At 60.7% G+C, this 24,443-nt stretch carries 23 protein-coding genes; 11 read left to right on the top strand and 12 right to left on the bottom strand.

Annotated features, from left to right (window positions below):
- Positions 1–16: 16 nt before the first annotated feature.
- From FHW37_RS29695 to FHW37_RS29680, 4 genes are all read right to left on the bottom strand, one after another.
- A complete protein-coding gene (locus FHW37_RS29695) occupies positions 17–925 on the bottom strand; it encodes a hydroxymethylglutaryl-CoA lyase (protein ID WP_145643118.1) in 909 nt (302 codons plus the stop codon).
- Positions 922–1,680, bottom strand: coding sequence for an enoyl-CoA hydratase/isomerase family protein (locus FHW37_RS29690; protein WP_145643116.1), 759 nt, complete (start codon positions 1,678–1,680; stop codon positions 922–924). Before FHW37_RS29690 ends, FHW37_RS29695 begins: the two co-directional genes overlap by 4 nt.
- Positions 1,680–2,921: a CaiB/BaiF CoA transferase family protein gene (locus tag FHW37_RS29685; protein WP_145643114.1), complete on the bottom strand. Its 1,242-nt coding sequence runs from the start codon at positions 2,919–2,921 to the stop codon at positions 1,680–1,682. Before FHW37_RS29685 ends, FHW37_RS29690 begins: the two co-directional genes overlap by 1 nt.
- A gap of 117 nt (positions 2,922–3,038) precedes the next feature.
- Complete coding sequence (locus FHW37_RS29680; protein WP_145643112.1) at positions 3,039–4,355, bottom strand: hydroxymethylglutaryl-CoA reductase, degradative; 1,317 nt, start codon at positions 4,353–4,355, stop codon at positions 3,039–3,041.
- 112 nt (positions 4,356–4,467) lie between these two features.
- On the opposite strand from FHW37_RS29680, the gene FHW37_RS29675 reads away from it, so the two are divergent.
- Positions 4,468–5,868: a PLP-dependent aminotransferase family protein gene (locus tag FHW37_RS29675; RefSeq protein ID WP_246690992.1), complete on the top strand. Its 1,401-nt coding sequence runs from the start codon at positions 4,468–4,470 to the stop codon at positions 5,866–5,868.
- Positions 5,869–5,974: 106 nt separating this feature from the next.
- Complete coding sequence (locus FHW37_RS29670; RefSeq protein ID WP_145643108.1) at positions 5,975–6,805, top strand: AraC family transcriptional regulator; 831 nt, start codon at positions 5,975–5,977, stop codon at positions 6,803–6,805.
- A gap of 25 nt (positions 6,806–6,830) precedes the next feature.
- Here FHW37_RS29670 and FHW37_RS29665 read toward each other — a convergent pair whose 3' ends face one another.
- The 7 genes from FHW37_RS29665 to FHW37_RS29635 form a co-directional block, all read right to left on the bottom strand.
- Positions 6,831–8,072 (bottom strand): MFS transporter, encoded by a 1,242-nt coding sequence (locus FHW37_RS29665; protein WP_145643106.1) that lies wholly within the window; start codon positions 8,070–8,072, stop codon positions 6,831–6,833.
- A gap of 185 nt (positions 8,073–8,257) precedes the next feature.
- On the bottom strand, positions 8,258–8,662 hold the full coding sequence (locus tag FHW37_RS29660; RefSeq protein WP_145643104.1) for an SDR family NAD(P)-dependent oxidoreductase: 405 nt from the start codon (positions 8,660–8,662) through the stop codon (positions 8,258–8,260).
- A gap of 27 nt (positions 8,663–8,689) precedes the next feature.
- Entirely contained in the window at positions 8,690–9,445 is a 756-nt protein-coding gene (locus tag FHW37_RS29655; protein WP_145643101.1) for an alpha/beta fold hydrolase, read from the bottom strand.
- A 136-nt stretch (positions 9,446–9,581) separates the two neighbouring features.
- On the bottom strand, positions 9,582–10,721 hold the full coding sequence (locus FHW37_RS29650; RefSeq protein ID WP_145643099.1) for an NADH:flavin oxidoreductase/NADH oxidase: 1,140 nt from the start codon (positions 10,719–10,721) through the stop codon (positions 9,582–9,584).
- 125 nt (positions 10,722–10,846) lie between these two features.
- Positions 10,847–11,860 (bottom strand): aldo/keto reductase, encoded by a 1,014-nt coding sequence (locus FHW37_RS29645; protein WP_145643097.1) that lies wholly within the window; start codon positions 11,858–11,860, stop codon positions 10,847–10,849.
- A 124-nt stretch (positions 11,861–11,984) separates the two neighbouring features.
- Positions 11,985–12,959 (bottom strand): alpha/beta fold hydrolase, encoded by a 975-nt coding sequence (locus FHW37_RS29640; RefSeq protein ID WP_145643095.1) that lies wholly within the window; start codon positions 12,957–12,959, stop codon positions 11,985–11,987.
- A 173-nt stretch (positions 12,960–13,132) separates the two neighbouring features.
- The gene (locus FHW37_RS29635) at positions 13,133–13,435 is read right to left on the bottom strand and encodes a putative quinol monooxygenase (RefSeq protein ID WP_145643093.1); all 303 of its coding nucleotides are present in this window, start codon (positions 13,433–13,435) and stop codon (positions 13,133–13,135) included.
- Between the two features lie 274 nt (positions 13,436–13,709).
- Here FHW37_RS29635 and FHW37_RS29630 point away from each other — a divergent pair, with 274 nt between their 5' ends.
- The 9 genes from FHW37_RS29630 to FHW37_RS29590 all read left to right on the top strand — a co-directional run bounded on the left by FHW37_RS29630 (position 13,710) and on the right by FHW37_RS29590 (position 23,884).
- On the top strand, positions 13,710–15,233 hold the full coding sequence (locus FHW37_RS29630) for an ATP-binding protein (protein WP_145643091.1): 1,524 nt from the start codon (positions 13,710–13,712) through the stop codon (positions 15,231–15,233).
- A gap of 255 nt (positions 15,234–15,488) precedes the next feature.
- On the top strand, positions 15,489–16,523 hold the full coding sequence (locus FHW37_RS29625) for an ABC transporter substrate-binding protein (protein ID WP_145643089.1): 1,035 nt from the start codon (positions 15,489–15,491) through the stop codon (positions 16,521–16,523).
- Between the two features lie 5 nt (positions 16,524–16,528).
- Positions 16,529–17,341, top strand: a complete 813-nt coding sequence (locus FHW37_RS29620; protein WP_145643087.1) for an ABC transporter ATP-binding protein — start codon at positions 16,529–16,531, stop codon at positions 17,339–17,341.
- A complete protein-coding gene (locus tag FHW37_RS29615) occupies positions 17,338–18,171 on the top strand; it encodes an ABC transporter permease (RefSeq protein ID WP_145643085.1) in 834 nt (277 codons plus the stop codon). Before FHW37_RS29620 ends, FHW37_RS29615 begins: the two co-directional genes overlap by 4 nt.
- A gap of 71 nt (positions 18,172–18,242) precedes the next feature.
- Positions 18,243–19,601 (top strand): FAD-dependent oxidoreductase, encoded by a 1,359-nt coding sequence (locus FHW37_RS29610; protein ID WP_145643083.1) that lies wholly within the window; start codon positions 18,243–18,245, stop codon positions 19,599–19,601.
- Positions 19,598–20,755 (top strand): CaiB/BaiF CoA transferase family protein, encoded by a 1,158-nt coding sequence (locus tag FHW37_RS29605; protein WP_145643080.1) that lies wholly within the window; start codon positions 19,598–19,600, stop codon positions 20,753–20,755. Before FHW37_RS29610 ends, FHW37_RS29605 begins: the two co-directional genes overlap by 4 nt.
- Positions 20,752–21,528: an enoyl-CoA hydratase-related protein gene (locus FHW37_RS29600; RefSeq protein ID WP_145643078.1), complete on the top strand. Its 777-nt coding sequence runs from the start codon at positions 20,752–20,754 to the stop codon at positions 21,526–21,528. Before FHW37_RS29605 ends, FHW37_RS29600 begins: the two co-directional genes overlap by 4 nt.
- A 36-nt stretch (positions 21,529–21,564) precedes the next feature.
- Complete coding sequence (locus tag FHW37_RS29595; protein ID WP_145643063.1) at positions 21,565–22,488, top strand: LysR family transcriptional regulator; 924 nt, start codon at positions 21,565–21,567, stop codon at positions 22,486–22,488.
- Between the two features lie 7 nt (positions 22,489–22,495).
- Positions 22,496–23,884, top strand: coding sequence for an amidohydrolase family protein (locus FHW37_RS29590; RefSeq protein ID WP_145643060.1), 1,389 nt, complete (start codon positions 22,496–22,498; stop codon positions 23,882–23,884).
- Positions 23,885–23,917: 33 nt separating this feature from the next.
- Here FHW37_RS29590 and fdxA read toward each other — a convergent pair whose 3' ends face one another.
- Positions 23,918–24,247, bottom strand: coding sequence for a ferredoxin (gene fdxA / locus FHW37_RS29585; RefSeq protein WP_145643058.1), 330 nt, complete (start codon positions 24,245–24,247; stop codon positions 23,918–23,920).
- Positions 24,248–24,443: the final 196 nt, after the last annotated feature.

The following is a 24,443-nucleotide window of genomic DNA, read 5'->3' as shown; positions in this document are numbered from 1 at the left end:
TTTGGTGTTGCTGTCGTCAGCCGGACACACGCCTCCCGTCGCCGGCCTGGATTTCCGTATTCCCCTGCCGAAGACCGGCTGCAAACTCCTCCGCCTGCAGCAGTCGTTCGATATCGATGCCGGTCGAAAACCCCTTCTCCTCAAGGTGTTTTACAAGCGGCAAGGTGCTGAGATTTCCGGCCGCGCCCGGCGCATATGGGCAGCCGCCGAGGCCGCTGATCGCGCTGTCGAAGACGCGGATGCCGTGGCCGAGCGCGACATCGACATTGTCGAGCGCATGGCCGAACGTATCGTGGAAATGGCAGGCCAGCTTTTCGGCCGTAAGGCTCGCCTTGACGGCCGAAAGCATGGCGTCGACGCTCTCAGGCGTCGCCCGGCCGATCGTGTCGGCAAGCGAAATCTCGACACAGCCGAGATCGGCCAGCGCATTTGCGACCCCGGTCGCCGCCTGCGGTCTGATCGGCCCCTCATAGGGGCATTCGACCGTGCACGAGACGTAGCCACGCAACCTGATGCCGTGCTCGCGGGCAAGCGCGGCCACCGGCTCGAACCGCTCCAGGCTTTCGGCGATGGAGCAGTTGATATTCTTTTCAGCGAATGTTTCGGAGGCGCTGGTAAAGATCGCCAGTTCCTCGACGCCGATCGCAATCGCCGCAAGCGCGCCGCGTTCGTTCGGCACGAGGACCGAGCGGATCAGCCCGTCCGCTGCCGGCGTCCGGCGCAGGATTTCCTCGTGATCGGCCATCTGCGGCACCCATTTCGGGGAAACGAAGGCGGTGATCTCCAGCCGCGGCAGGCGGGCGCCCTTGAGGAGCTCGATCAACGCCAGTTTTTCTTCCGTGGGGACAATGCGTTTTTCGTTCTGCAGCCCGTCGCGCGGGCCGACTTCGACGATCGTCACATCGGGGAAGGGGCGGAAAGTCACTTCGCTTTTCCCCGTTCGGCAAAGGCGGCGAGGCCGCGTCTTGCATCTTCGCTGGTAAAGGTGCGCTGGCCGAGAGCCGCTTCCTGATGAAAGGCCTCCTTCAGCGGCAGGTGCTGCAGCGTCAGCGCTGCTTCCTTGATCGTTTGCACCGCGCTCGGGCTGAGTTTCGCGATGCGGGCGGCGATCTCCTGCGCTGTAGGCTCGACTTCTTCTGCTTCGACCACGCGATTGACGACGCCACGGGCGAGCATGTCGGCTGCCGTAAAACGCGCGGTGGTCAGCATGATCTCCATCGCATGGGCATAACCGATCTGCCGCACCAGCCGCACCAGCGTGCCACCGGCCGGCACGAAACCGTGGCCCGCCTCCGGCAGCTGAAACTGCGCGTCCTTCGCTGCAATGCGGATATCGGTCGCCAGCATGATCTCGAAACCACCGCCGATGCACAGGCCTCGGATGGCGCCGATGACGGGCTTATAAAAGCCCTCGACCTTCAGATGTGCCGGATCCCAGTGAGAAATGTCAAAACGGCCTTCGGCCAGCGCCGGAATGGATTCGGTGAGATCCGCGCCGACGCAGAAGGCGCGGTCGCCGGCACCGGCCAGCACGACGGCATGCACGCCATCATCTTCATTTGCCTCGGCAAAGGCGCGACCGAGATCGTCGTACATGGCAAGCGACAGCGCATTCAGCTTGTCCGGCCGGTTGAGGCGGATGGTCGCGACGGTGCCGTCCTTATGGTAATCGATCGCCATCAGATCGCTCCCGCCGACTTGAGCTTTTCGAGTTCATGCGCGTCGATGCCGACGAGCTTTTCGAAGACGAGCGCATTGTGTTCGCCGGGGGCTGGCGCCTTTTCATGCGGCACCTGTTCCTGTCCCGACAGCTTGATCGGAGAGCCGAACATGCCGATCAGTTTGCCGGCGATCGGCACGTTGACGATCATGTTGCGGGCGGCGATATGCGGGTCCTCGACCACTTCGGCAATCGTCTTGATCGCGCTGAGCGGCACCTTGTCGCCGGCCATGTCTTCGAGTTCGGCCTTTGTATAGGCGGAGAACCAGCGTTCGAGCAGCGGGGTTACCCTGGTCTGGGCGGTGACGGGGTCGAAGCGCTTTTCCATCGTGTCGATGGCCGGGTCCTTCGCCATGTCGGGCTCGCCGAACATCGCGCAGGTGATCGCCCAGAATTTGTCGGTGTAACCGCCGAAAAAGACGTAACCGTCCTTGCAGGGAAACTGGCCATAGGGCCGCACGAAAGGATGGTCGTTGCCGAGCGGGGCTGCGACTTCCTTCTGGGCGGTGTAGCGCACGACGGCGTTTTCGGTGAGCGTCAGTACCGAATCCTGCTGCGAAACGTCGACCACCTGGCCCTTGCCGGTGCGTTCGGCCTCGCGCAGCGCTGCGACCGTGCCGATCGCTGCATAAAGCGAGGCAGCGAGATCGCCGATGATCGTGCCGACCCTGACCGGCGGCCGGTCGGGATAACCGTTCATCGACCAGAGGCCGCCCGCCGCCTGGCCGGTATTGTCATAGGCCGGCTTCGAGGCATTCGGGCCGGTGCGGCCAAAGCCGCTGATCGCGGTATAGACCAGTTTCGGATTGATCTCGCGCAGCGCCTCATAACCGAGGCCGAGCTTTTCCATCGTGCCGGGGCGGAAATTCTCGACGAGAATATCCACCTTGGCGACCAGCTTGTGCAGCAGCGCCTTCCCCTCCGGTGTCTTGAGGTTGAGGGTGACGGCCAGCTTGTTGCGATTAAACTGGGCGAAAAATGCGCTGAGCTGCTCTTCGTCCGAATTGACGAAGGGCGGGAAGGTGCGGGCGTAATCCGGCTCGTCGGGATGTTCGACCTTGATGACGGTGGCGCCGAGATCGGCCATCATCATCGAGCAGAATGGTCCGGCCACCACGCGCGTGATGTCGAGAATTTTGACGCCCGAAAGCGGGCCGGGCCGGCTCGCGGGCCAGTTGCTGAATTCGTTCAAATCTACCATCTGCTCCTCCCAGAATGTGGGTCTGCTGAACTATCTCTTTGATAAAGCAGTAAATCCCGCAGATGAAAAGCTATCCCTGGCGCCGCGCGGAACACGGCGCCGTGACCTAGTCGAGCTTCACGCCTTGCCGGCGCGCATCGTCTCCAGCAGTTCCTTGGCCCGATCCACGCGAACATCATGATGGGCGGCGAGTTCGGCCGCGACCGTCTCGATCTCGTCACCGACCGCGCCGGCAACGATTGCGATATTGCGGGCATGCAGCGCCATGTGGCCGCGCTGAATGCCTTCGGTCGCGAGCGCCCGCAGTGCCGCCATGTTCTGTGCCAGGCCAACAGCGGTGGTGACCTCGGCCAGTTCCTGCGCCGAGGTGACGCCGAGGATTTTCAAGGCTGCCTGAGCCGCCGGATGGGTCTTTGTCGCACCGCCAACGAGGCCGAGCGCCATCGGCAGCTCCAGCGTGCCGACCAGATGGCCGCTCGTGTCGATTTCCCATTTCGTCAGCGAGGTATAACGGCCGTTGCGGGCCGCCCAGGCATGTGCGCCGGCCTCGATTGCGCGCCAGTCATTGCCGGTGGCGACGACGACCGGGTCGATGCCGTTCATGATGCCTTTGTTGTGCGTGGCGGCACGGTAGGGATCGACAATCGCGAAGGCGCAGGCCTCGACGATGCCGCGGGCGATCCTCTCGCCCTCGTATTCCGAGGTCTTCAGCGTTTCCGGCGACAATCGCACCATGGCGCGCGCGAGGCGAAGATCGGCAAAATTAGAGAGGATGCGCAGGCGCACCACGCCACCCGTGATTTTTTCGATGAGAGGCGCCACCGTTTCGGCCATGGTGTTGACCGTATTGGCGCCCATCGCATCGCGCACATCGACGATCAGATGGGCGATCATCATCGGCCCGATCGGCGTGTCGTCGAAGACATGCACCTCGACATCCTTGCAGCCGCCGCCGAGCCCGATCAGTACCTTGTCCTTGGCATTGGCGGCCGCGATGATCGCGTCACGTTCGGCAAGGATACGGGCGCGGGCACCATGTGGATCGGTGATATTAAGCACCTGGATCTGTGCCCGCATGACCGGGCCGGTGCTGGAGGTGATGAAGCCGCCGCCCACGCGGGCAAGCCGCGCCATATAGGAGGCAGCGGCGACGACCGAAGGTTCCTCGACGGCCATCGGCACGAGGTAATCCTTGCCGTTGACCGTGAAATTGGTGGCGATGCCGATCGGCAGTTCGAACGTGCCGATGACGTTCTCGATCATGCCGTTTGCAAGTGTCAGCGGCAGTCCGCCACGTTCGAAAACCTGCCGATCGGCATCACCGAGGGCCGTGGCTTCGGCAACACGCGCCAGACGCTCGACCGGCGCCAGATTGCGCAGGTTCTCCAGACGGGAATTGACGGAGCGCGCTCCGTTTTCCTGATTTGCGGCCAAGAATGCCTCCCATGAATTCTTCCTCTTGCGCAGTGATCCGCATTTTTGATACTGATTAACAGGTACAGATTTGAAAAATTGTCACCAAACTGTACCCATTATGGAGGCGTGGTTGGCGGGGACAGAAGACAATCTCAGGCGATCCGGCACCTTGGTGGAAAAGCTGACGGCCCGATTTTGCGAGGAAATCCTGCGCGGCGAACCGCCTGCGGGAACCCGGCTGATGTCGATCCGCAAGGCCGCCGAGCTGCACGGCGTTTCCAAGAATACGATCATCGAGGTCTATGACCGGCTGGTGGCGTCCGGTTATGCCGCGTCTCGGCCGGGCGCGGGTTTCGAAGTGCGCCTGCCCGCCGATGCCGACCGCAGCGTACGGCCGCGGCATGTGGCCGAGGCGGTCGATATCGCCTCGCTTCTGAGTGCCCAGCTCGAGGAGAATTTTGAAATCCGCGTCGGTGATGGCCGGCCACCGCCATCTTGGACGGAAGAATCGGAGATCAAGCGCCATCTCGGTTTTTTCGGCCGCGATTACACGGTCGGCACGGATGCCTATGGCTCGGCGCTGGGGTTTCCGGCTCTGAGGGCCGCGATCGCAAGGCGCCTTGCGGCCCAGCATCTGAAGGCATCGGAAGAGGAAATCCTGCTGACCTTCGGCGCAAACCACGCGCTCGACCTGATTGTCCGAGCATTTCTCTCACCCGGCGATATCGTTTTGGTCGACGAACCGGGTTATTATCCGCTGTTTGCCAAGCTGAAACTGGCGCAGGTGCGTGTGCTCGGTGTTCGCCGCACACCGGAAGGACCTGACGTCGACGATTTCATCGCAAAGGCTTCCGCGGAGCGGCCGCGGCTGTTCTTCACCCAGTCGATCGGTCACAACCCGACTGGCAGCTCGACCAGCCTGCCGGTGGCACATGCGCTTCTGAACGCCGCTGCCGTCCACAATGTGACGATCGTCGAGGATGATCCGTTCACCGATCTGGCGCCGAGCGTACCGAGCCGGCTGGTGACGCTCGACCAGCTCAATCGCGTCATGTCGGTTGGCACATTTTCGAAAACGCTCTCGGCCAGTCTGCGCGCCGGCTACATCGTCGGCAACAGGCAGCAGATCGGCGCGCTGGCCGAATTGAAGATGCTGACGACCGTCAACAGTTCGGGCCATGTGGAGCGGCTGATCCACCGGCTTCTGGTGGAAGGGCATTACGACCGACATCTCAAGCGGCTGTCCAACCGGATCGACGGCGCGGCCGCCCGGGTTCTGCAGACGCTGAGACACGAGGGATATGACGTGTTTGCCGGCAATGGCGGCGGTTATTACCTCTACCTGCTTATGCCGCCGAAGATCGGCGATATCGAGATCGCCCGGCGCGGGGCCCAGGAAAGCATTTTTATCGCTCCGGGAAGCGTGTTCTGCCTAGACAAGGGCAATCCCGCCGCATCGGGCATCAGGCTCAACGTGGCGCGTGCCGACGATGCGCGCTTCTACAGCTTCCTTGCCCGCAACCTCAGCTAGGAGCGAAGCATGCCGCAATCACAAACATGGCTCATCCTGCAGGTTGCGAGAGGCTTTTCTGCTGGCGTGCTGACCATGTTCGGGAAACTGGCAGAGGGGAAAGCCAATGGATAGGATAGAGCAGATTGTAAAGCTTTCAGCCGTTTCGGCGCGGCCGATGCTCCGCAGCCTGAACGAATTGCACAGTTCGGAAGATCCGGTTTTCGCGCATGAGGCACATTTTCCGGCCAGCCGGCAGGGTAAGATGCACAGCCATGCCCGTGCCCAGCTGGTCTGTGCCACGACAACGGTTGTCGAAGTCGTGACCCGGGATCGGCGCTGGACCTTGCAGCCTGGACATGCCGCCTGGTTGCCCAGCGGGATCGGCCACAGCGTTGCGGCGCTGGAGGACGCGGTGTTTCGCTCGCTCTATATCCGTTCCGATATCGCCAGCCGGTTTTCAAGGCAGGCGGCGGCGTTCGATCTCTCCCCGCTGCTGGCCGGGATCCTGCCGCGGCTATTGGAGATCTATGATGGCAGCGGCGACCGCTGTATCTATCCGCATCTTGCAGCACTGACATTCGACGAGATTGCGCGGGCGGAACCATTGCGAGACATCGTCTCTCCGCGGGTGCCGGCCCCCAGGGATCGGCGCCTGAAACTCATCTGCGACGCGCTTGCCGAGCAGCCTGCCGATCGACGGACGCTGGAAGAATGGGGCAAGGCGGCCGGTGCCAGCGGCCGCACGCTGGAGCGGCTGTTTCGCGAGGAAACAGGCATGAACTTCAACGCCTGGCGACAGGCCTGCCGGATTGCCGCCGCCATTCCGAGGCTCGAACGGGGAACGCCGGTGCAACTGGTCGCCTGGGAGGTTGGATACGACAGCCCAAGCGCCTTCGCCGCCATCTTCCGCCGCGTAACGGGCATGAACCCTACCGGCGTCACCTCGCGACATTGAGGCTGAAGGCAGGATCTCCGTTCCACTATGCGCTCTTGTAGCCGATATTTCTGTAAGAACCTGCGGAGATGGTCAGTGTGAAAAGCACAAGTCCGAGCATGGTCAGGCACATTCCGGCCAAGACGGCAGAGAGCAATCCAAGACCATGCGCGATAGTCAGGCCTCCGGCCCAGGCGCCGATGGCGTTTGCGACATTTAATGCCGCCAGGTTCATGGCCCCCATGAGGCTTGGAGCTTCCGGAGCAAGTCCGGTCAGTCGTACCTGAATGGTGGGAATGGCGGTCATCATCGTTGCGCCGATGCCGAATAGTCCGATCATGAGAACGAAGACATTGGTGCCGAATGCGGCGACGATTGCAAGGACGATGATTGCGCTTCCAAATCCGACAATAATCCCCCGCGAAGGATGGGCATCGGCGATGCGTCCGCCGACGATATTACCGGCCGTCATGCCAAGGCCGAACAGCGCCAGTGCGATTGGGATCCAGTTCTCGGCAATGGCAGCCACTTCGGTGACGAACGGGCCGATGAACGTGTAGACTGCGAAGATGCTTGCAACTCCCAGCGCTGCCACGAGCATCATCACCCAGACGGCCGGTTTCTTCAGCGATGCGAGTTCCTGTATCACCGGGCCGCCATCGAGGGCATTGGTTTTCGGCACCCAGAGCCACAGCGCGATGCAGGCGAGGAAGCCCAGTGCCGCCACGGCAAGATAGGTGTTTCGCCATCCCAGATTCTGGCCGAGAAAGGTCGCGAGGGGTGATCCGAAAATTGTGGCGACAGTCAATCCGCCCATGACGATCGCAAAGGCCTTGCCGCCATGCCCGGGGCCGACGATATAGCTCGCGACCACCGCCCCAGCGCCAAAATAGGCACCCTGCGGCATGCCGCTGATAAAGCGGGCGATGGCGAACATTCCGAGATTGGCCGCGAAGGCGGACAGGATGTTGCCGCAGACGAAGAGCGCCATCAGCAGCAGGAGCAGCGTCCGACGGTTCAGGCGAGCGGCCGCGATCGTGACCAGTGGTGCGCCGATCACGACGCCGAATGCATAGGCGGTGATGGCGTTGGTTGCCGTCGGGATGTCGATGCCGAGGCTGGCCGAAAACAGCTGCAGAATGCCCATGCTGGCAAATTCGGAAGTGCCGATGCAAAAGCTTCCCAGTGCAAGCGAGAAGAGGGTAAAGGCGCGATGAGAGCGTTCGACGGGGTTCGTGCAATGGATTTCGACGGCGGCGCATTGAGCCTCGAAAGCTTTGTTCAGCATGTCCTCACTCCATCTTGCGACATTGAGTTCCTGTCTGCTTGTCAGAAAATGCCCGTGAACCGCCAGCACGCCGCTGTCCGGACTCGACTCCGCACACTGACGAGCAACGCTAGTCCTTCGAGAAGGCGGTGCGTGTTAAACCTTGCTAAAAATCGCGAAGGGCTGTGGCCCGAGTTTCGGCTGACCTAAGGCCGACGCATATCGAGGATCTCGGGACCAGCAAGATCAGCCGTAATCTCGAGGCCGGATAATCTGCCCGGTTTTGCATGGACGGCGTCCGGGATTGATTGCGCATACACGACAATATCGACCTTGCCGAAAGCGGCGGTCGCCGTCTTGAACAGCGCCTCCACATGGGCCGGATTGTTGATATCTGCCAGCAGCGCCATGGCGCATCCCCCCTGTGCCTCGATTTCGGCCACGACCTCGTTTGCGCAGGAACGCTTGCGATCGAAGGGGATGAAGGGAACAACGATATTGAGATCATGCTGCGTGCCGAGACGTCTGGCGATCTCCGCTCCGCGGCCGCAATCCCCACCAAAGACGACCGCTGTCCTGCGCGGTCGTCCTGATCTTGTGAAAGGCTCCATGAGGTCCAACCTTCCGCTCGACGCGATCTATTGCGCGGCCTTGATGATCAGCGCCGCGACCTCGTTGGGATAGGTCAACATCGCCACGTGACCCGACGGGACCTCGATTGAGTCCGCCTTGGCGTTCTTTACCTGGTCCTTCTGCAGGGCCGGCGGAATGATATTGTCTTCGGTCGCGACAACCATGAACGAAGGTTTGTCGTGCCAGGCCGCATGGCTGACGGGCGTCGCCGGCGCGCTGGCATGGAAGCCGCCCTGCACGACGGCGATGACCCTCTTTTCTTCCGGCGTCAGGCCAGCTGCGAAATATTTGTCGATGCCTTCGTCACTGATCTTCAGAAATCCGTCCTCATCCTTGATGAAGGAATCGCGCCCTTTGGGCTGCGGGTATTTGGATGTGATGTCGATTGCGGATTGCCCCTTGTCCGGCGCGTAGGCGGCGACATAGACGAGCGATTTGACCTTGTCATCGGTTCCGGCTTCGGTGATTACCACGCCGCCCCAGGAATGGCCGACGAGGACGACAGGCCCCTCGGCATCTTTTATCGCCCGCTTGGTAAAGGCCACATCGCCGGCCAATGACTCGGTCGGGTTCTGCACGGCAACCACATGAAGTCCGGCATTTTCCAGCAAGGGTATGACCTTGTGCCAGGAGGTGCCGTCCGCAAAGGCGCCGTGAACAAGCACCGCCGTCTTCGCCTTGAGCTCGGCGGCCAAGGAGACGGTAGTGCTGCTGGCCAGCAGCAGGAGAGTGGCGGCGGTCATTCCAATCGTTCGCAACATGGGATGCTCCTTCATCGATCAAAGATGGCGATGTCACCATGATGATCCCCCGGCCGTCCGGGTGCGAATTAATTGGCGTTAAATGCGGTGATTAGATTGTAGCAACCGGACGGCTGAAGCTAATTCAGTGCAGGTTTCAGGGCCGTTTCGACGGATTGCTTGCGCCGTTCAGGTCGGTTGCGAAGAGATCGCGATGTCTGCTTGGTTGCGAGCGCATATATTGCGGGGGAACTTTCACCCTGCCTCCAAGATGCGCTGCGGCATGCCATGGCCAGTTGGGATCATACAGGATAGTGCGCGCCAGTGCGATCATGTCGGCATCACCGGTGCTGATGATCGCCTCTGCCTGGTCAAATCCGGTGATCAGCCCGACTGCCACGACCGGAATCGTCACTGCCTGCTTTACCGATCGCGCGAATGGAACCTGATAACCCGGGCGAGCGGCAATTCTCTGCGCGGGATGCAATCCTCCGCTCGTCACATGCAGGGCATCGCAGCCGCGATCCTGGAGTTTCACGGCAAATTCCTGGGATTGTTCGATATCCCAGCCTCCCGCAACCCAGTCCGTGGCGGACAGGCGCACGGACACCGGCACCTTGCCCGGCACCGCTTCGCGAACAGCATCGAAGACTTCCAGCGGAAACCGCATTCGGTTGGCGAGCGAGCCGCCATATTCGTCGGTTCTGTGGTTGCTCAAGGGCGAGAGGAACTGGTGCAGAAGATATCCGTGCGCGGCGTGGATCTGGATCAGGTCTATGCCGAGCTTGACGGCGCGCACTGCCGCCGAAACGAACCCCTGTCGCACGCGTGAGAGGCCATCCCTGTCGAGTGCCCGCGGTTCAGACTGGCCATCCGCATAGGGCAGCGGCGAAGGGGCAAATGTTGGCCAGCCGAGGCCATCCGTCGGGGCAAATTGCCTGCCGCCTTTCCAGGGCACTTCGGTGGATGCCTTTCGCCCCGCATGGCTCAGCTGGATGCCGATCGGAATATCGGTCCAGCGACGGATGCTCTCAAGAACGAGGCCCATTGCCGTATACGTCTGCTCGTTCCAAAGGCCCAGATCCGCATAGGTTATCCGCCCTTCCGGAACAACAGCCGTTGCCTCTATGGTCAGGAGCGCGGCGCCGGACAAGGCCAGCTTGCCGAGATGGATCAGATGCCAGTCGCTCATGCAGCCTTCCTCGGCCGAATATTGGCACATAGGGGCAATCACGATGCGATTTGAAAGGTTAAGGTCGCGGACCGTAATTGGTTCGAAGAGAGCGGCTGTCGACATCGTCTGACCTCCCGACACGCCCCAGCGCAATGCATGAGGCTCCGATTTCGATGATCGTTAATCGTCGGCCCGCCACGAACCGGTGGCGATGCTGTTATTCGTTGTTGTTCGATGCAATCGGCACGTCAGCGATCGATCGGAAGCGGAGCCGCGGCGGAAACCAGCTTTTCCGCCCTTAACTCCCTCCAGAAGTCATCGGGGATGGGGGCGGCGAGGGCCTCGTGATCACCCTTGATCCGGTCCGGCCGGCTTGCACCTGGAATGACAGCGGCGGTTGCCGGATGGGCCAGCACGAATTGCAACGCTGCTGCCTTTATCGGCACATCATATCTGGCGGCGAGATTCTTGATCTTGTCGACCTTGGCGATGATTTCCGGCGAAGCGTCGGCATATTCGAACGTCTGGCCGCCGGCGAGAATTCCCGAGCTGTAAGGCCCTCCGATGACAAGATCGACGCCCTTTTCCTGTGCCATCGGCATCAGGCGCTGCAAGGCCAGTTCGTGATCGAGCAATGAGTAGCGGCCGGCGAGAAGCGTTCCATCGGGACGCACGTCGGAGAGGCCAAGAAGCAGTTCCACCGCCTCGACGCGATTGACGCCGATGCCCCAACCCTTGATCACGCCCTGATCGCGAAGCGCGTCAAGCGCCGGCATAGCCCCTTTGTGTGCGGTCTCGAACATGTCGATCCAGGCGTCACCGTGAAAATCCGCGGCAATGTCATGGATCCAGACGAAGTCGATGCGGTCGAGGCCCATTCTCTTGAGGCTATCTTCGATCGACCGTTTCGCGCCGTCGGCCGTATAGTCATGGACCACCCGGTTCTTGCGGCCGTACTGGAACAGGGTGCCCTTCTCTCCGAATTCCTGCGGGCCATCGAGGATTTCATCCAGGATGATCCGGCCGACCTTGGTGCTGAGCACATATTCATCCCGCGGATGTTTCACGAGCTCCTTGCCGAGGCGGATTTCGGCCAAACCAGCTCCATAGAAAGGGGCTGTATCGAAAAGTCTCGTGCCTGCGTCCCAGGCCGCCGCAGCAGTTTCCGCGGCTTCTTCTTCCGGGATATTGCGGAACATGTTTCCCAAAGGCGCAGTCCCGAAGCCAAGAGGACCATTCAACAGAGCTTCCCTGACCTTCATGGCGAAATCTTTCCTATGCACATGGACGATGACGGAAAATGACCGGCGAGACCGAAGTCCGGAGGCGTCTCGGGCGGTATGGCAACGCCTCCGGCAACCCGTTGGCGCGTCGAGGCGATCTGCCTCAACGCTTGGCGACCTTTCGATCCAGAAAACTGCGAATGAGCGGGGCCATTGTGTCGAGCTTGTCTTCGAGCGCGAAGTGACCGGTATCCAGCAGGTGCAGCTCCGCATTCGGTAGATCGCGAAGATAGGGATGCGCGCCCTCTGCCGGAAAGATCTTGTCATTCTTGCCCCAGACGATCAGCGTCGGCGGCTTGCGGTCGCGGAAGAACTGCTGAAACTGGGGATAAAGAGGGACATTCGTCCGGTAGTCGTAAAAGAGATCCATCTGGATGTCGCTATTGCCAGGGCGATCAAGCAAGGCCTGATCCTGGACCCAGTTGTCTGGGCTGATGCGCGTGAGATCCTTGACGCCGTCCGTGTACTGGAACTTGGTAATTTCTGGTGTCACGAGGTTGAGCAGCGCGTTGCGATGTTCGCTCGAACCATCGGCCCAGTAAGCCTTGATCGGATCCCAGAATTCGCGAAGCCCTTCCTCATAGGCATTGCCGTTCTGGATGATCAGGCCGGTCACGCGTTCCGGATGCTTCAGTGCCAGCCGGTATCCGACGGGTGCGCCGTAATCCATCACATACATCGCGTAGCGGCGTGAGCCGATCTTGCCGAGCAGCCCATCGACCAGTTCGGCATATCGGGCGAATGTATAATCGAATTTCGTGTGATCCGGTGCATCGCTCTGCCCGAAACCCGGATAGTCAGGCGCGATCACTCTGTACTTGTCTGCAAGCAGGGGCATGAGTTGGCGAAACATATGGGATGACGTCGGAAAGCCATGCAGGAGAAGCAGAACCGGTCCATTGGCCGGGCCGGCTTCCCGATAGAACACTTTCACTCCGTCGACATCGACAGTCTTGTAGCTGACGACAACGACCGGGAGCTTTGCAACGGATGTATGTGTCTTTGCAGCCATCGCAGGCGGCACGGCTGCCCAGGCCATTGAAGTTGCAAGCAGAAGGGAAGCGAGAAGGCGTCGCATTGGCTGTCTCTCCGGGTGTCAGGCGGAAGGTCGTCCGTCCGTTTCGATCGGGAAAATTCTGCATGACGCGGAGAGGCGGGACGAGTTAATCCTCGCTAATTCCCGGGAAATATACCGACACTTCGATGCAGCCGCCGGACGCAATGACCTCGGGTTGTCTGGGGGCGCTTGTCCTAAGGCTGAGCGACGTCAACGCTCTTGACCACGATTGGCATACGGACGGCAAGATCGCCTATTGCAGAGAGGTAGCGCTGATAATGCGGACTTGTCCGATGCGCCGCAGCCGCATCAACATCCCGGTAAAGTTCGTCGAGGACGAAGCGGCTGGGATTGTCAGCTTCCTGCCAGAGATCGTAACGCAGATTTCCTTCTTCGGCGCGGGAAGGCTCTGCCATGCTCCGCAGAAGTGCCTCCAGATCCGCAGCCTTGCCTTCAAGGGCCGTCAGAATTGCGAATACTTTGACAGGTCCGGTCATTTCTCTTTCTCCAGATTTCGCGCTGCCATGGGTGAAGAAAGTCTATAGCGCGTGCTTTGATCTTGCGCGTTAAATCGCATCTAAACGCGTGAAGCTTATTTGCGCTGGCCCTTTTGCCCGTGAACGCGGCACTCGGAAATCTGGCCGCGATCGCGTCCCCGAAATATTTACCGCATTTAACCAGCCGGTCCTGACAGTTTTCTGTAGTATTTATTTGTACAGCAACGAACGCAGAGACGACCCGTCCCAGCGTTTCCAGCGAAGGTCAAAGACGATGGGCGGCATCAGGAGAAGTGGCGTCTTTGCTTTTGGATCCTATCGCCTTCATCCAATCGCAAGGACTCTGACGAGGAATGACCAGATTGTTGCGGTTGGAAGCCGCGCGTTCGACATGCTCGTAGCTCTTGTCGAACGCCAGGGTGAAGTGCTTTCCCGCCGCGAACTGATGGCGCTTGCCTGGCCTGGTCTTAATGTCGAAGATTCGAATGTACGCGTCCAGATGGCGCATCTGCGCCGCGAGTTACGGGATGGCGAGAATGACGAACGATACATTGTGAGCGTTGCTGGGCGCGGGTATTGTTTCGTCGCCGATGCCGAGTGGCAGGATCTGGCCCAGACGATCGAGCCGGATTCGAGCGCCTTCGTTTTTCAGGGTAATAACCCGAGCAAGGGCAGTCTGCCGGCGAGGCTGGACGATGCGTTCGGCCGGGAAGAGAATCTGGCATCTCTCCTGCAAATGGTCGAGGACCGTCGCTTCGTTACTGTCATCGGTGCGGGCGGAGTGGGCAAGACCACGCTGGTCATCCTAGCCGCACATGCGCTGGAGAATTTCGAGACGATTGCCTTCGTCGATCTCAGTTCGGCCGATGATGGTGCAACGGTCCTCGAAGAAATCGCGGCACGTCTCGGCCTGTCGGCCGAACAGAATGCGCTGAATACGGTGCTTGCCTTTCTCTCGCACCACCGAAGCCTGCTCATTCTCGACAACTGCGAACATGTCATCGATGACGCCGCAGACGTTATCGGGAAAATCCTGAGGCAGACATCGGCGGTTCATGTGCTAGCCACGAGCCGGGAGGCGTTCCGCCTTCCAGGAGAGGCCGTTTATATTCTCCGGCCTTTGGGCGTGCCGCCACAGACGGGAAGGCTTACAGCCAGGCAGGCAATGGTATGGCCTTCCGTGCAGTTGTTCATGCAGCGCTCCATGGATGGAGGGTGTCATCATCCGCTTGATGACGATCGGGCTTCGATCGTCGCGGCAATATGCCGTCGGCTGGATGGCAATCCGCTGGCGATCGAGCTTGCTGCCAGCCGTATCGGTTCCTACGGCCTCGATCGTGTTCTGGAGCTGCTGGATAATCAGCTCGCCCTGTCCTGGCGCGGAAGCCGTTATGCCCATCCCCGCCACCGGACCGTCCAGGCCATGCTGGACTGGAGTTATGGAGGATTGTCGGAAATGGACCGCATGGCGTTGCGCCGGCTTTCCATCTTCTCGGGCGAATTTTCCATCACCGCGGCTCTCGCCGTGCTGGGAGGAGACGATGCGGAGGATGGTGAAATCGTCGGGGCGATCGGCAATCTCGTGGACAAGTCTCTCCTCGTCCTGCAGCCAGGCGTCGGGCCGGCCCAGCTCAGACTGTCCGGAATGACCCGCACCTATGCGGCCATCAAGCTCGCCGAATGCGGAGAGCATTCGCTCATGCACCAGAGGCTTGTCGCACTGGAGCTTTTGCCCGAAGTCAAATGCAGGCCGGACCGCCCCCTGGTTTTTGCAAGTCAGACGGTTGCTGATTCATAGGTGATCACGCCACTGGGCATTGGCTCAATCCAGGGGCAAATTCGCTCCTGGATTCGGTCCTTTTGACGCCTGTTTTTACGGCATTGTGCCTCTCGCTTAGCCAAGCAGATCCGCAGAATGAGCATTGCCGTTTCGGCAACGCGAAATGCGAAATTTTGTTCTTTATGCGAACGCCAAACTCGCCCATCATCCCTTCCATCGGACCATGAAAGTGCGCGGATCGCAAAGCGCCGAACGCCGATAGGGGACATTGCCATGACGTCTTTCACCACAAATCGTCGGAAATTCTTGACCAATGCCGCCATTCTCGGTGGCGTCGCCGCAACGCAGAACTTCATCGGCATCCGTGCCGGCCATGCAAGTGATGAAGCCGAGGTGCGCATGCAGCTCGGCTGGCTCGCCTCCAACGGCGTGATTGGCGAAGTCGCCGCCATGAAAAAGGGATTTTTCAAGGAGCAGGGCGTCACGCTGACCATCGTCCCGGGCGGACCGAATGTCGATGGTGTCGCCGGTGTCGCAGCCGGGCAGTCGACCATCGGCCAGCTCTCCTCGAGCCCGTCGATCATGCTGGCGCGTTCCGCCGGCGTTCCGGTCAAGGCTTTCCTCGCGGGCTACCGCAAGCATCCTTTCACCTATTTCTCGAAACAGGCCAAGCCGATCAAGACGCCGCAGGACATGATCGGCAAGACGATCGCGACGCCGCCGACCTCCGTCGTTCTTCTCAAGGCTCTCCTGGCAAAGAACGGCATTGCCGAAAGCCAGGTGAAGATCGTCAACATGGGATCCGACATGAACCAGCTGCTCACCGGCCAGGCCGATGCGGTGTCGGGCTGGGTGACCAACACCAATGCGCTTGCGGTGCTCGGTGACGATCGCGTCGACATGATGCTCTGGGATGCCGGCCTGCAGCTTTACGCCAATGTCTATTACACGACCGATCAGCAGCTCGATAAGCACAGCGATGTGCTGGTTCGCTTCACCACGGCTGCCGCCAAGGGCTGGGGTTACGTTCGCGACAATCCCGAAGAAGCGGTCGATATGCTTGTCGAAGCCTATCCCAATCTGGACAAGGCAAGCGAACTCAAGGCCGTGCGTTCGGTCATCGATTTCTCCTTCGGCGACAGCACCAAGGAAACCGGCTGGGGCGCGATGAGCAAGGAAAACTGGGCCGCGCAGATCAAGGCCTATGCCGATCTCAAGCAGTTTGCCGGAACGGTGCCGACGGTTGATGACGTCGCCACCATGTCCATCCTCGAGGCAACCGCGGCAATCCGCAAACAGGTCGGGTGAGCGTGATGATGGGAGCCGCATCCGCCAAACGGCCCGCCTCTCTGCCAGACGGTTCGGGTCTGGCGGTTGCGGTCAGCCATCTCGATATCCGCTTCGGCGGCAAGGGTAACGAGTTTACCGCCCTTTCGGATGTCACAGTCGATATTCCGGAAGGGGCCTTCGTCACCATGCTCGGACCATCGGGCTGTGGCAAGTCAACCCTTCTGCGCTGCGTCGCCGATCTCGTCCATATCAGTGGTGGCTCGGTCTCGGTTCTCGGGCGCGGGCCGCAGCAGGCTCGAGAGGCACGCGATTTTGCCTTCGTTTTCCAGGATGCGACCCTTCTTCCCTGGCGCAGCGTCATCGACAATGTGCGCCTGCCGCTAGAAGTCGGGAAACACGACAAGTCCTCCTATGCCGACCCTTACAAGCTGCTTGAAATGGTCGGCCTCAAGGGACGCGAAAACGCCCTGCCGCATGAGCTTTCCGGCGGCATGCGTCAGCGCGTGGCAATTGCGCGTGCGCTGGTCACCCGGCCGCGCATTCTTCTGATGGACGAGCCCTTTGGCGCACTGGACGAAATTACCCGCGACAAGCTGAACGAGGAGCTTTTGCGGCTGTGGCAGGAAACGGGAACGACGATCCTGTTCGTCACCCATTCCATTCCGGAAGCGGCTTTCCTCGGCCAGTACGTCCTGATGCTGCAGGCCCATCCCGGCCGCGTGAAGGAATTCATGAAGGTGGACCTTCCTTATCCGCGTTCGCTTGCGATGCGCGATACGGTGGAATTCATCAAGGTCACGGCGCATTTGCGCTCGCTCCTGGAGGAATGCCTATGAGCGATGTGATACAGACAGGGCGGCGCGACATGGGTTCCGTCCCGCGCAAGATCGCGCTGATCGATGCAACGGTGGGCGTGTTTTCAAGGAATATTCCGGCGATTGCCGCGGCAGTCGGATGTATCCTTCTCTGGCAGCTGGTTGTCTGGATCTTCAAGATCCCGACCTTCATGGCTCCGAGCCCGATCGACGTGGTCTTCGCCCTCCGGGACAATGCCGCGACCCTGATGCGCAACTTTCTGCCGACGTTGCTGGAAGCCGTGCTCGGCTTCATCTTCGGCAATCTCGTTGCCATCCTGCTCGCCATCTGGTTCGTGCACAGCAAGGTCGCCGAAAAGGCGTTTTATCCGATCGCGGTGTTCGTCAAGGCGATCCCGATCATCGCGCTTGCGCCGATCCTGGTGCTGATCTTCGGCAACGGGATAACGCCCAAAATCATCATCGCCGGCCTGATCTGTTTCTTCCCGACCCTGGTCAACATGGTGCAGGGGCTGCGCTCCGCACCGCCGGCCATGCTGGACCTGATGCGGGTTCTCTCTGCAAGCCAGTCGGAAATCCTCTGGAAAGTGCGCATTCCGAGTTCCCTGCCGTTCCTGTTCGCGGCGCTGAAGATTGCCGCCACCAGCAGCGTCATGGGTGCGATCGTTGCGGAATGGATCGGATCGAGTTTTGGGCTCGGCGCCCTCATCATCGAGGCGACCTACAATTTCCGCTCGCCGCTTCTCTACGCAACCGTGGTGATCGCCGCGCTGCTGGCGGTGGTGCTGTTCTTCATCGTTTCGGTCGTCGAAACCAAGGTCGTGCGCTGGAAACCCGCGGGGCAACATTAGCGCATACGCAAAACAAGGATCTGAAACGCGACGCGCTTCAGGCAAAAACCGTAGACATCAAGGGGAGACAAATGACCCAGGTTATTCATCAGCCTGCGCGGGAGATCCGTGTCGTCGATCGTTCGGACGTGATCGTCGTCGGTGGAGGTCCAGCCGGCATCTCGGCGGCGGTTTCGGCAGCCCGCAATGGCGCCAGCGTGACGCTGCTCGAGCGCTATCCCTATGTCGGCGGCCTTGCGAGCGGCGGCATGGTGTTGGTGCTCGACGACATGATCAACCAGCTGGAGATCACCGTCCGCGGCATCTGCATGGAAATGATCGAGCGGATGAAGCGCTGGGACCTGTGCGTCACGCCGACCGATCGCGATCAGCTGATCGAGTTCCGCGAGACGCCTGAAGCCTGGCAGCGCTGGGCGCGCTGGGGTCTCTTCGATTTCCACACGCAGTCGATGCCGCACCCGATCTGCTTTTCGGCCGCCTTCGATCCCGACGGTTTCAAGCGCGCCGCCTATGACATGATCGGCGAGAGCCGCGTCAAGCTGAGGACGCATAGCTGGTTTTCCTCCGCGATCGTCGAGGATGGCGCGATCAAGGGGGTCATCTGCCAGACAAAGGACGGCATGCAGGCCATCATGGGCGATGTTGTCATCGACACGACTGGCGATCTGGACGTGGCTGCAAGTGCCGGCGCATCGCATATCGAATCCAATTTCATCCTGACGACGGTTTCGCGCTGGGGCGGCGTTGATACGGAGGCTGCCGAGCGTTTCGAGCAGCAGGAGCCGGAAGCGTTCAAGCGCCTCGATCACGAAGCCAAGCGGCTGATCGGCGGATGCTGGTCTTTCTGGTGGTTGAAAACCCCGCTTCCGGGCGTCGTATGGCTTAACTGCCCGCATATGCCGAAGCTGAGCGGTCTCAAGGTGGAGGATCTGACGGAAGCCGAAATCGAAGGCCGCCGGCGCATTGCCAGCCTGCTCGATTTCGCCCGAGAAAAGCTGCCGGGTTTCGAAAACGCCTATGTCGTCGACTTCGCGCCGCAGACCGGCGTGCGCCAGACCCGCCAGCTGGAAGGCGAGTATGTGGTGATGAAGGACGACGTGATGGGGCGGCGCCACTTCGCCGACACCGTCTGCCGCGGCCGCGATTATTATACGCCCTATCGCTCGATGCTGCCCAAGGAGGTCGATCAGCTGATCGTCGCCGGACGGCATTATTCGGCAACTCCGCAGGCGCAAAAATCCAGCCGTGAAATCCCGCCCTGCATGGCGATGGGCGAGGCCGCTGGCGTGGCGGCAACGATTGCCCTCAATGCGGGCGTCTCGGTCAAAAAAGCCGATATCAAGGCAATTCAGAAACAGATGCGTGCGCAGGGCGCCGATCCGGGCGACGTGCCCTCAGAAAATGCGACCTATCTGGAGGCAGCGGAATGACCAAACTACCCCTCGACGGCATTCGGGTTATCGATTTCACCCAGGTGATGCTCGGGCCGTCCTGCACCCAGGTTCTGGCCGATTACGGTGCCGAAGTCATCAAGGTCGAGAAGGTCAAGACCGGCGACCTGTCGCGCTGGTCGCTGGGGGCAGACCCGGATGGCCTGAACAACCCGGTTTTCTGCTCTCTCAACCGCAACAAGAAGAGCCTTGCACTGGACCTCAAGCAGGGTGAGGCGAGGGACACTGTTGCGGCGCTGCTGGAAACGGCCGATGTCGTCGTCAACAATTTCCGCCCCGGCGTCATGGAGCGGATGGGCTTCGGTTATGAGGATTTGAAGAAGATCAACAAGCGGCTGATCTATGCGGTCGGCACCGGTTTTGGCCTGACCGGCCCCTATCAGCACAAGGGTGGGCAGGATATTCTGGCCCAGGCACTGACCGGCGTGATGCTGCGTAAGTCCGACGAGACGCACCCGACCTCGATCTATGCCACGCCGCTGGCCGACTATACGGCCGGCATGCATCTGGTTCAGGGCGTGCTGCTTGCTCTCCTGCAACGTGACAAGACGGGCGAGGGGCAGCAGGTCTCCGTCAGCCTTTACAGCTCCATGCTCGCCATGCAGATGCAAGAAGGCACGACGCATCTGATGCGGCAGAAGAACCTCAACTGGGGTGCCTTCCCGCTCACCGGGGTTTTCCAGACGACGGATGGCGCCATCGTCATGGTGGGCGCTTTCAAGGTCAATCCGTTGCAGGATATCTGCCAGGCACTGGAGATCGAGGATCTGTCGCAATATCCGCATTACAAGGATTTCGACGCTCAGATGGCGCGGCGCCCCGAATTGCAGGCAGTCTTCCGCGAGAACTTTGCCAAAAACAGCACGGCCCACTGGCTGGAACGGCTCGAAGGCGTCGATATCCTCTGCGCGCCGGTTCGCTCCATGGCCGAGGCTCTTCGGGATGAGCAGACGATCATCAACCGAATGATCCTCGAGGCGGGTGAAACGCAGGCGGGGCCTGTCCGGTTGATCGGTTCGCCAATCGATATGTCTGCCGCACCGGTTGCGGTGCGCATCTCGCCGCCAAAACTCGGGCAGCACAATGACGAGATCCTCGGCTCACTCGGCAAGCTGCATGGAGATGCCGCATGAGCGTTGAGTTCTCGGTTGCCGATCGCGTTGCCCGCGTGACGATCAACCGTCCGGAGCGCATGAATGCCGTCGATGCGGCCACCGAAAACCGGCTTGAGGAAATCTGGGTCGAAATCGAAGGCCGTGACGATATCAGTTGCGTCGTGCTGACCGGTGCCGGCGAGAAGGCTTTTTCGGCCGGTGCCGACATGAAGGGCGGCAGTGGCAAGTCGGGGCTGGATTATTGGGCCGAGGGGCGCAGCAACGGTTTTGGTGGGCTTGCCTTCCGGTCGTCGCTGACAGTTCCGGTCGTCGCCCGCGTCAATGGTTATGCGCTGGGTGGCGGGTTTGAAATGGTCCTCGGCTGCGACATCGTGATTGCTGCCGAGCATGCCCGTTTCGGTCTGCCCGAGGCACGTGTCGGGCGCCTGCCGCTCGATGGCGGCATGGTGCTTCTGCAGCGCAAGATCCCCTTCAATCAAGCCATGGGCATGATGCTGACCGGCCGGCAGGTTGGAGCGGCGAAGATGGCGGAATATGGCATCGTCAACGAAGTCGTGCCGCAGGACGAGCTGGATGCTGCCGTGGATCGCTGGGTGGCGGATATCGTTGCCTGTGCGCCGCTGTCGCTGCGAGCAATCAAGCAGACCGTCCAGCGCACGGCGCATCTCAACCCTTCGGAAGCACAGGCGCTGCGCACATCTGCACTCATCAAGGCATTGAACAGCGAGGATTCTCTCGAAGGTGTCGCCGCCTTCGTCGAGAAGCGTGCACCGGTTTGGCGCGGCAGATAGGCATGGTATAGCTGCCGGGTCAGCGAGGGCTCTTCCATGCATGCCAGCATTCTCAGATACTTCACGGAGGTCGCCCGCTCCGGGTCGATCCGCAGGGCGTCCGAGGAGCTGCATGTCGCGACATCGGCCGTCAGCCGCCAGATCAAGAAGCTCGAGGACGAGCTGGGCACGCCGCTCTTCGACCGTTTTCCGGATGGATTGCGGCTGACATCGGCCGGCGAGATCGTGCTGCGCCACGCAACCGAGACGCTGCAGGATTTCGAGGTGATGAAATCCAATCTCGGCGATCTTCAGGGCAAGAATACCGGCCGGGTGCATATCGCCGCGCTCGACAGCATGCTCGTCACCTTTCTTCCCGATTTCATCAAACGCTTCCACAAACTGCATCCGGCCGTGGATTTTCGCGTGCGGGCCGGGGCCTATAACAATATTTTCCATTTCATGGCCGGTGGCGACATCGATATCGGCATCACATTCGATCTTGCGACCCCGCCCGACCTGAGGCTCGCAGGCTCGATCAAGACGGCCTTCATGGCCATGGTTGCACCGTCGCACCCTTTGGCCCGCTCGAAATACGTGACGCTTCCCGAATGCGCGCAATACAAGCTGCTGCTGGCGCTGGATAGCGAAGTCGTCAGTTCGGCGATCGCCGTCGAGCTTGGGGCACTCAACAGGGTCGGGCGGACGCTCGTTGCGTCCAACAATCCAATCTTGCTCAAGCCACTGATCATGTCGGGCGACGGAATCGGCTTCTTCACGCCTGTGGGATTGTGGCCGGAAATCCAGTCCGGGGAAATCGTCGCCATCCCGATCCGCGACTTCAAGCTCAGCACAGTCGACATCGGCGTTTTCGTGCCACGAGACAGGCATCTCACCCATGCCAGCCAGGCTGTGGTCGAATTGCTGGTGACCGAAATGCGCAAACTCGGCGAAAACCTGAAGGCTATCGTCAACCGATGAGACAGGCATGACAGACATCCGTCTATTGAACCGCCCCGGTCATATGCCGGCCGCACGTTTTGGCGCGCCGACGGATTTGCCGCCGCAATTCCAAGCGATGGCCGCAAAGCCGGGCGATATGATCCTGCCATCGCCCGTCAATGCCCATGACCATGGATACGGGATCCGCACGCTCGATTGCGGCATCGTCGACGATGCGCTGGAAACGTGGATCCCAGGCATGCGCCTTCGGCCGCGAACCGACGCCTATCTCGAAGCGCTCGTCGCATTCGGGCGTCTGGCGAAGACCGGTACCGGCGCCACCATGCATTGCCACAACTCGCTCAATATCGAGCGTCTTGTCGATGAAGCGCAGGCGGTGATGCGGGCGGCGGCCGATATCGGCATCCGTCTGGCCCTGTCCTGTCCGCTCCTCAATTTTGACCCATGGGCCTATGACGGCGGCCCTGAAAGACTGAAGCCTTTCCTGACGGAGGAGCAGTGGGCGCTTCTGTCGCCGGGTATCCCGGCCTATGCGCCCGTTTCCGTGCAGGTTGAAGCGGTGGAGGCTGTGGCTGCGGCAAACAACAGCCCGCTCGTCGATGTGCAATATGGTCCGGTCGGACCGCAATGGTGTTCCGATGCATTGCTGGAGGCGATTGCAGAAGCCTCCGCGGCCTCGGGCCGGCGCATCCATATGCATCTTCTGGAAAGCCCGAGGCAGCGCCAATGGCTGGACCGCCGCTTTCGCCAAGGTGTGGTGCGCTATCTCGACGAAATCGGATTTCTCTCGCCAAGGCTGGCAGTCGCCCATGGCGTCCAACTGCGGCCTGACGAATGCGAGTTGCTTGCGGAGCGCGGCGTGCAGATCGTCAGCAACCCGGCGGCAAACCTGCGCCTGCGTTCCGGCGTGGCGCCGCTTCCGGCCATCGTGGAGCGCGGCCCGGATTTCGCGATCGGGCTTGATGGCAGCGGTTTCGACGATGACCAGGATCTCTGGCGTGAAATGCGGCTTCTCTATCTGCTGCAGGGCGAGCGGGGGCTGACGCGCAGGGTCACGGCCGCAAAAGTCTTCGACGCCGCAATCCGGACCGGCGCTCGTGTCGTCAATGCGCCGACCGGAGAGGATTTTGTCCTCGTCGACTATCAGGCCCTGATCGCAGATGCCCTTTTCGACGATGTCGATGAGGCTGAAGTGCTTCTCACCCGCATGGACAGCCGACACCCGAAGGTGCTTTTCGTTGCCGGACGTGAGGTGCTGCGGGATGGTCAGTTGACGGGCATCGATTTCGACGCCGCCCGGCAGGAACTGCTTGCTCAGGCTCGGGCCGATCTTCCGAGGCTAAGGACGCAACGCGAGCACGCACGCCTGCTTTCCGGGGCGTCGCGGAACTATTACGCCGGCTGGGAAATATAGGTTTCGGTCGAGACATGTGGCCCGGTATCGGTTTCAGGCCACCTTTTCATAGGTGGCCACGAAAGGGTGATCCTTGTCGGACACCCATTTCTCATCACGACCGCCGGGCGATCCCCAACCGGTTACCTCATCGCCGAAAAACACGCGATTGATCGCCACGAAAGCCTGGCTGGCTGGGGTAATTTCCTCATCCCAGACGACGGCATCGACAGGACAGACGGACAGACAGAGACCGCAATTGATGCACTCATCGGGATGAATGTAGAACATCCGCCCCCCTTCATAGATGCAGTCTACGGGGCAGGCGACGGTGCAGGACCCATCCTTAATGTCGATGCACGGTTCGGTGATGACGTAGGCCAAGGAAGACGGGTCTCGCGTTCGAATTGCCGAAAAGCCTAGCCGCGTGAGGCGATGCCGAAAAGTGCTGATTTTAGGCGGCTGACTTCTCGAAATTCGAACGCTATTTTTGATATTGCCGGTCCACTTGATAGTGGCCGACCACTGTGGGCAAACGTGAACTGCGCCCCGTACGGCACTGGGTTTACGGAGCGCAGCT

The organism is Neorhizobium alkalisoli (assembly GCF_007829835.1).
Lineage (GTDB): Bacteria > Pseudomonadota > Alphaproteobacteria > Rhizobiales > Rhizobiaceae > Neorhizobium.
Note: the sequence above shows the minus strand (reverse complement) of the source record. Positions and strands in the feature narration are given on the sequence as shown.

What these genes read in the sequence shown, in the direction of transcription:
- FHW37_RS29690 (WP_145643116.1), bottom strand. Translation starts at nt 1,680, where the DNA reads ATGGCGATCGATTACCATAAGGACGGCACCGTCGCGACCATCCGCCTC.
- FHW37_RS29685 (WP_145643114.1), bottom strand. Translation starts at nt 2,921, where the DNA reads ATGGTAGATTTGAACGAATTCAGCAACTGGCCCGCGAGCCGGCCCGGC.
- FHW37_RS29670 (WP_145643108.1), top strand. Translation starts at nt 5,975, where the DNA reads ATGGATAGGATAGAGCAGATTGTAAAGCTTTCAGCCGTTTCGGCGCGG.
- FHW37_RS29665 (WP_145643106.1), bottom strand. Translation starts at nt 8,072, where the DNA reads ATGCTGAACAAAGCTTTCGAGGCTCAATGCGCCGCCGTCGAAATCCAT.
- FHW37_RS29660 (WP_145643104.1), bottom strand. Translation starts at nt 8,662, where the DNA reads ATGGAGCCTTTCACAAGATCAGGACGACCGCGCAGGACAGCGGTCGTC.
- FHW37_RS29655 (WP_145643101.1), bottom strand. Translation starts at nt 9,445, where the DNA reads ATGTTGCGAACGATTGGAATGACCGCCGCCACTCTCCTGCTGCTGGCC.
- FHW37_RS29650 (WP_145643099.1), bottom strand. Translation starts at nt 10,721, where the DNA reads ATGTCGACAGCCGCTCTCTTCGAACCAATTACGGTCCGCGACCTTAAC.
- FHW37_RS29645 (WP_145643097.1), bottom strand. Translation starts at nt 11,860, where the DNA reads ATGAAGGTCAGGGAAGCTCTGTTGAATGGTCCTCTTGGCTTCGGGACT.
- FHW37_RS29640 (WP_145643095.1), bottom strand. Translation starts at nt 12,959, where the DNA reads ATGCGACGCCTTCTCGCTTCCCTTCTGCTTGCAACTTCAATGGCCTGG.
- FHW37_RS29635 (WP_145643093.1), bottom strand. Translation starts at nt 13,435, where the DNA reads ATGACCGGACCTGTCAAAGTATTCGCAATTCTGACGGCCCTTGAAGGC.
- FHW37_RS29630 (WP_145643091.1), top strand. Translation starts at nt 13,710, where the DNA reads ATGGGCGGCATCAGGAGAAGTGGCGTCTTTGCTTTTGGATCCTATCGC.
- FHW37_RS29625 (WP_145643089.1), top strand. Translation starts at nt 15,489, where the DNA reads ATGACGTCTTTCACCACAAATCGTCGGAAATTCTTGACCAATGCCGCC.
- FHW37_RS29620 (WP_145643087.1), top strand. Translation starts at nt 16,529, where the DNA reads ATGATGGGAGCCGCATCCGCCAAACGGCCCGCCTCTCTGCCAGACGGT.
- FHW37_RS29615 (WP_145643085.1), top strand. Translation starts at nt 17,338, where the DNA reads ATGAGCGATGTGATACAGACAGGGCGGCGCGACATGGGTTCCGTCCCG.
- FHW37_RS29610 (WP_145643083.1), top strand. Translation starts at nt 18,243, where the DNA reads ATGACCCAGGTTATTCATCAGCCTGCGCGGGAGATCCGTGTCGTCGAT.
- FHW37_RS29605 (WP_145643080.1), top strand. Translation starts at nt 19,598, where the DNA reads ATGACCAAACTACCCCTCGACGGCATTCGGGTTATCGATTTCACCCAG.
- FHW37_RS29600 (WP_145643078.1), top strand. Translation starts at nt 20,752, where the DNA reads ATGAGCGTTGAGTTCTCGGTTGCCGATCGCGTTGCCCGCGTGACGATC.
- FHW37_RS29595 (WP_145643063.1), top strand. Translation starts at nt 21,565, where the DNA reads ATGCATGCCAGCATTCTCAGATACTTCACGGAGGTCGCCCGCTCCGGG.
- FHW37_RS29590 (WP_145643060.1), top strand. Translation starts at nt 22,496, where the DNA reads ATGACAGACATCCGTCTATTGAACCGCCCCGGTCATATGCCGGCCGCA.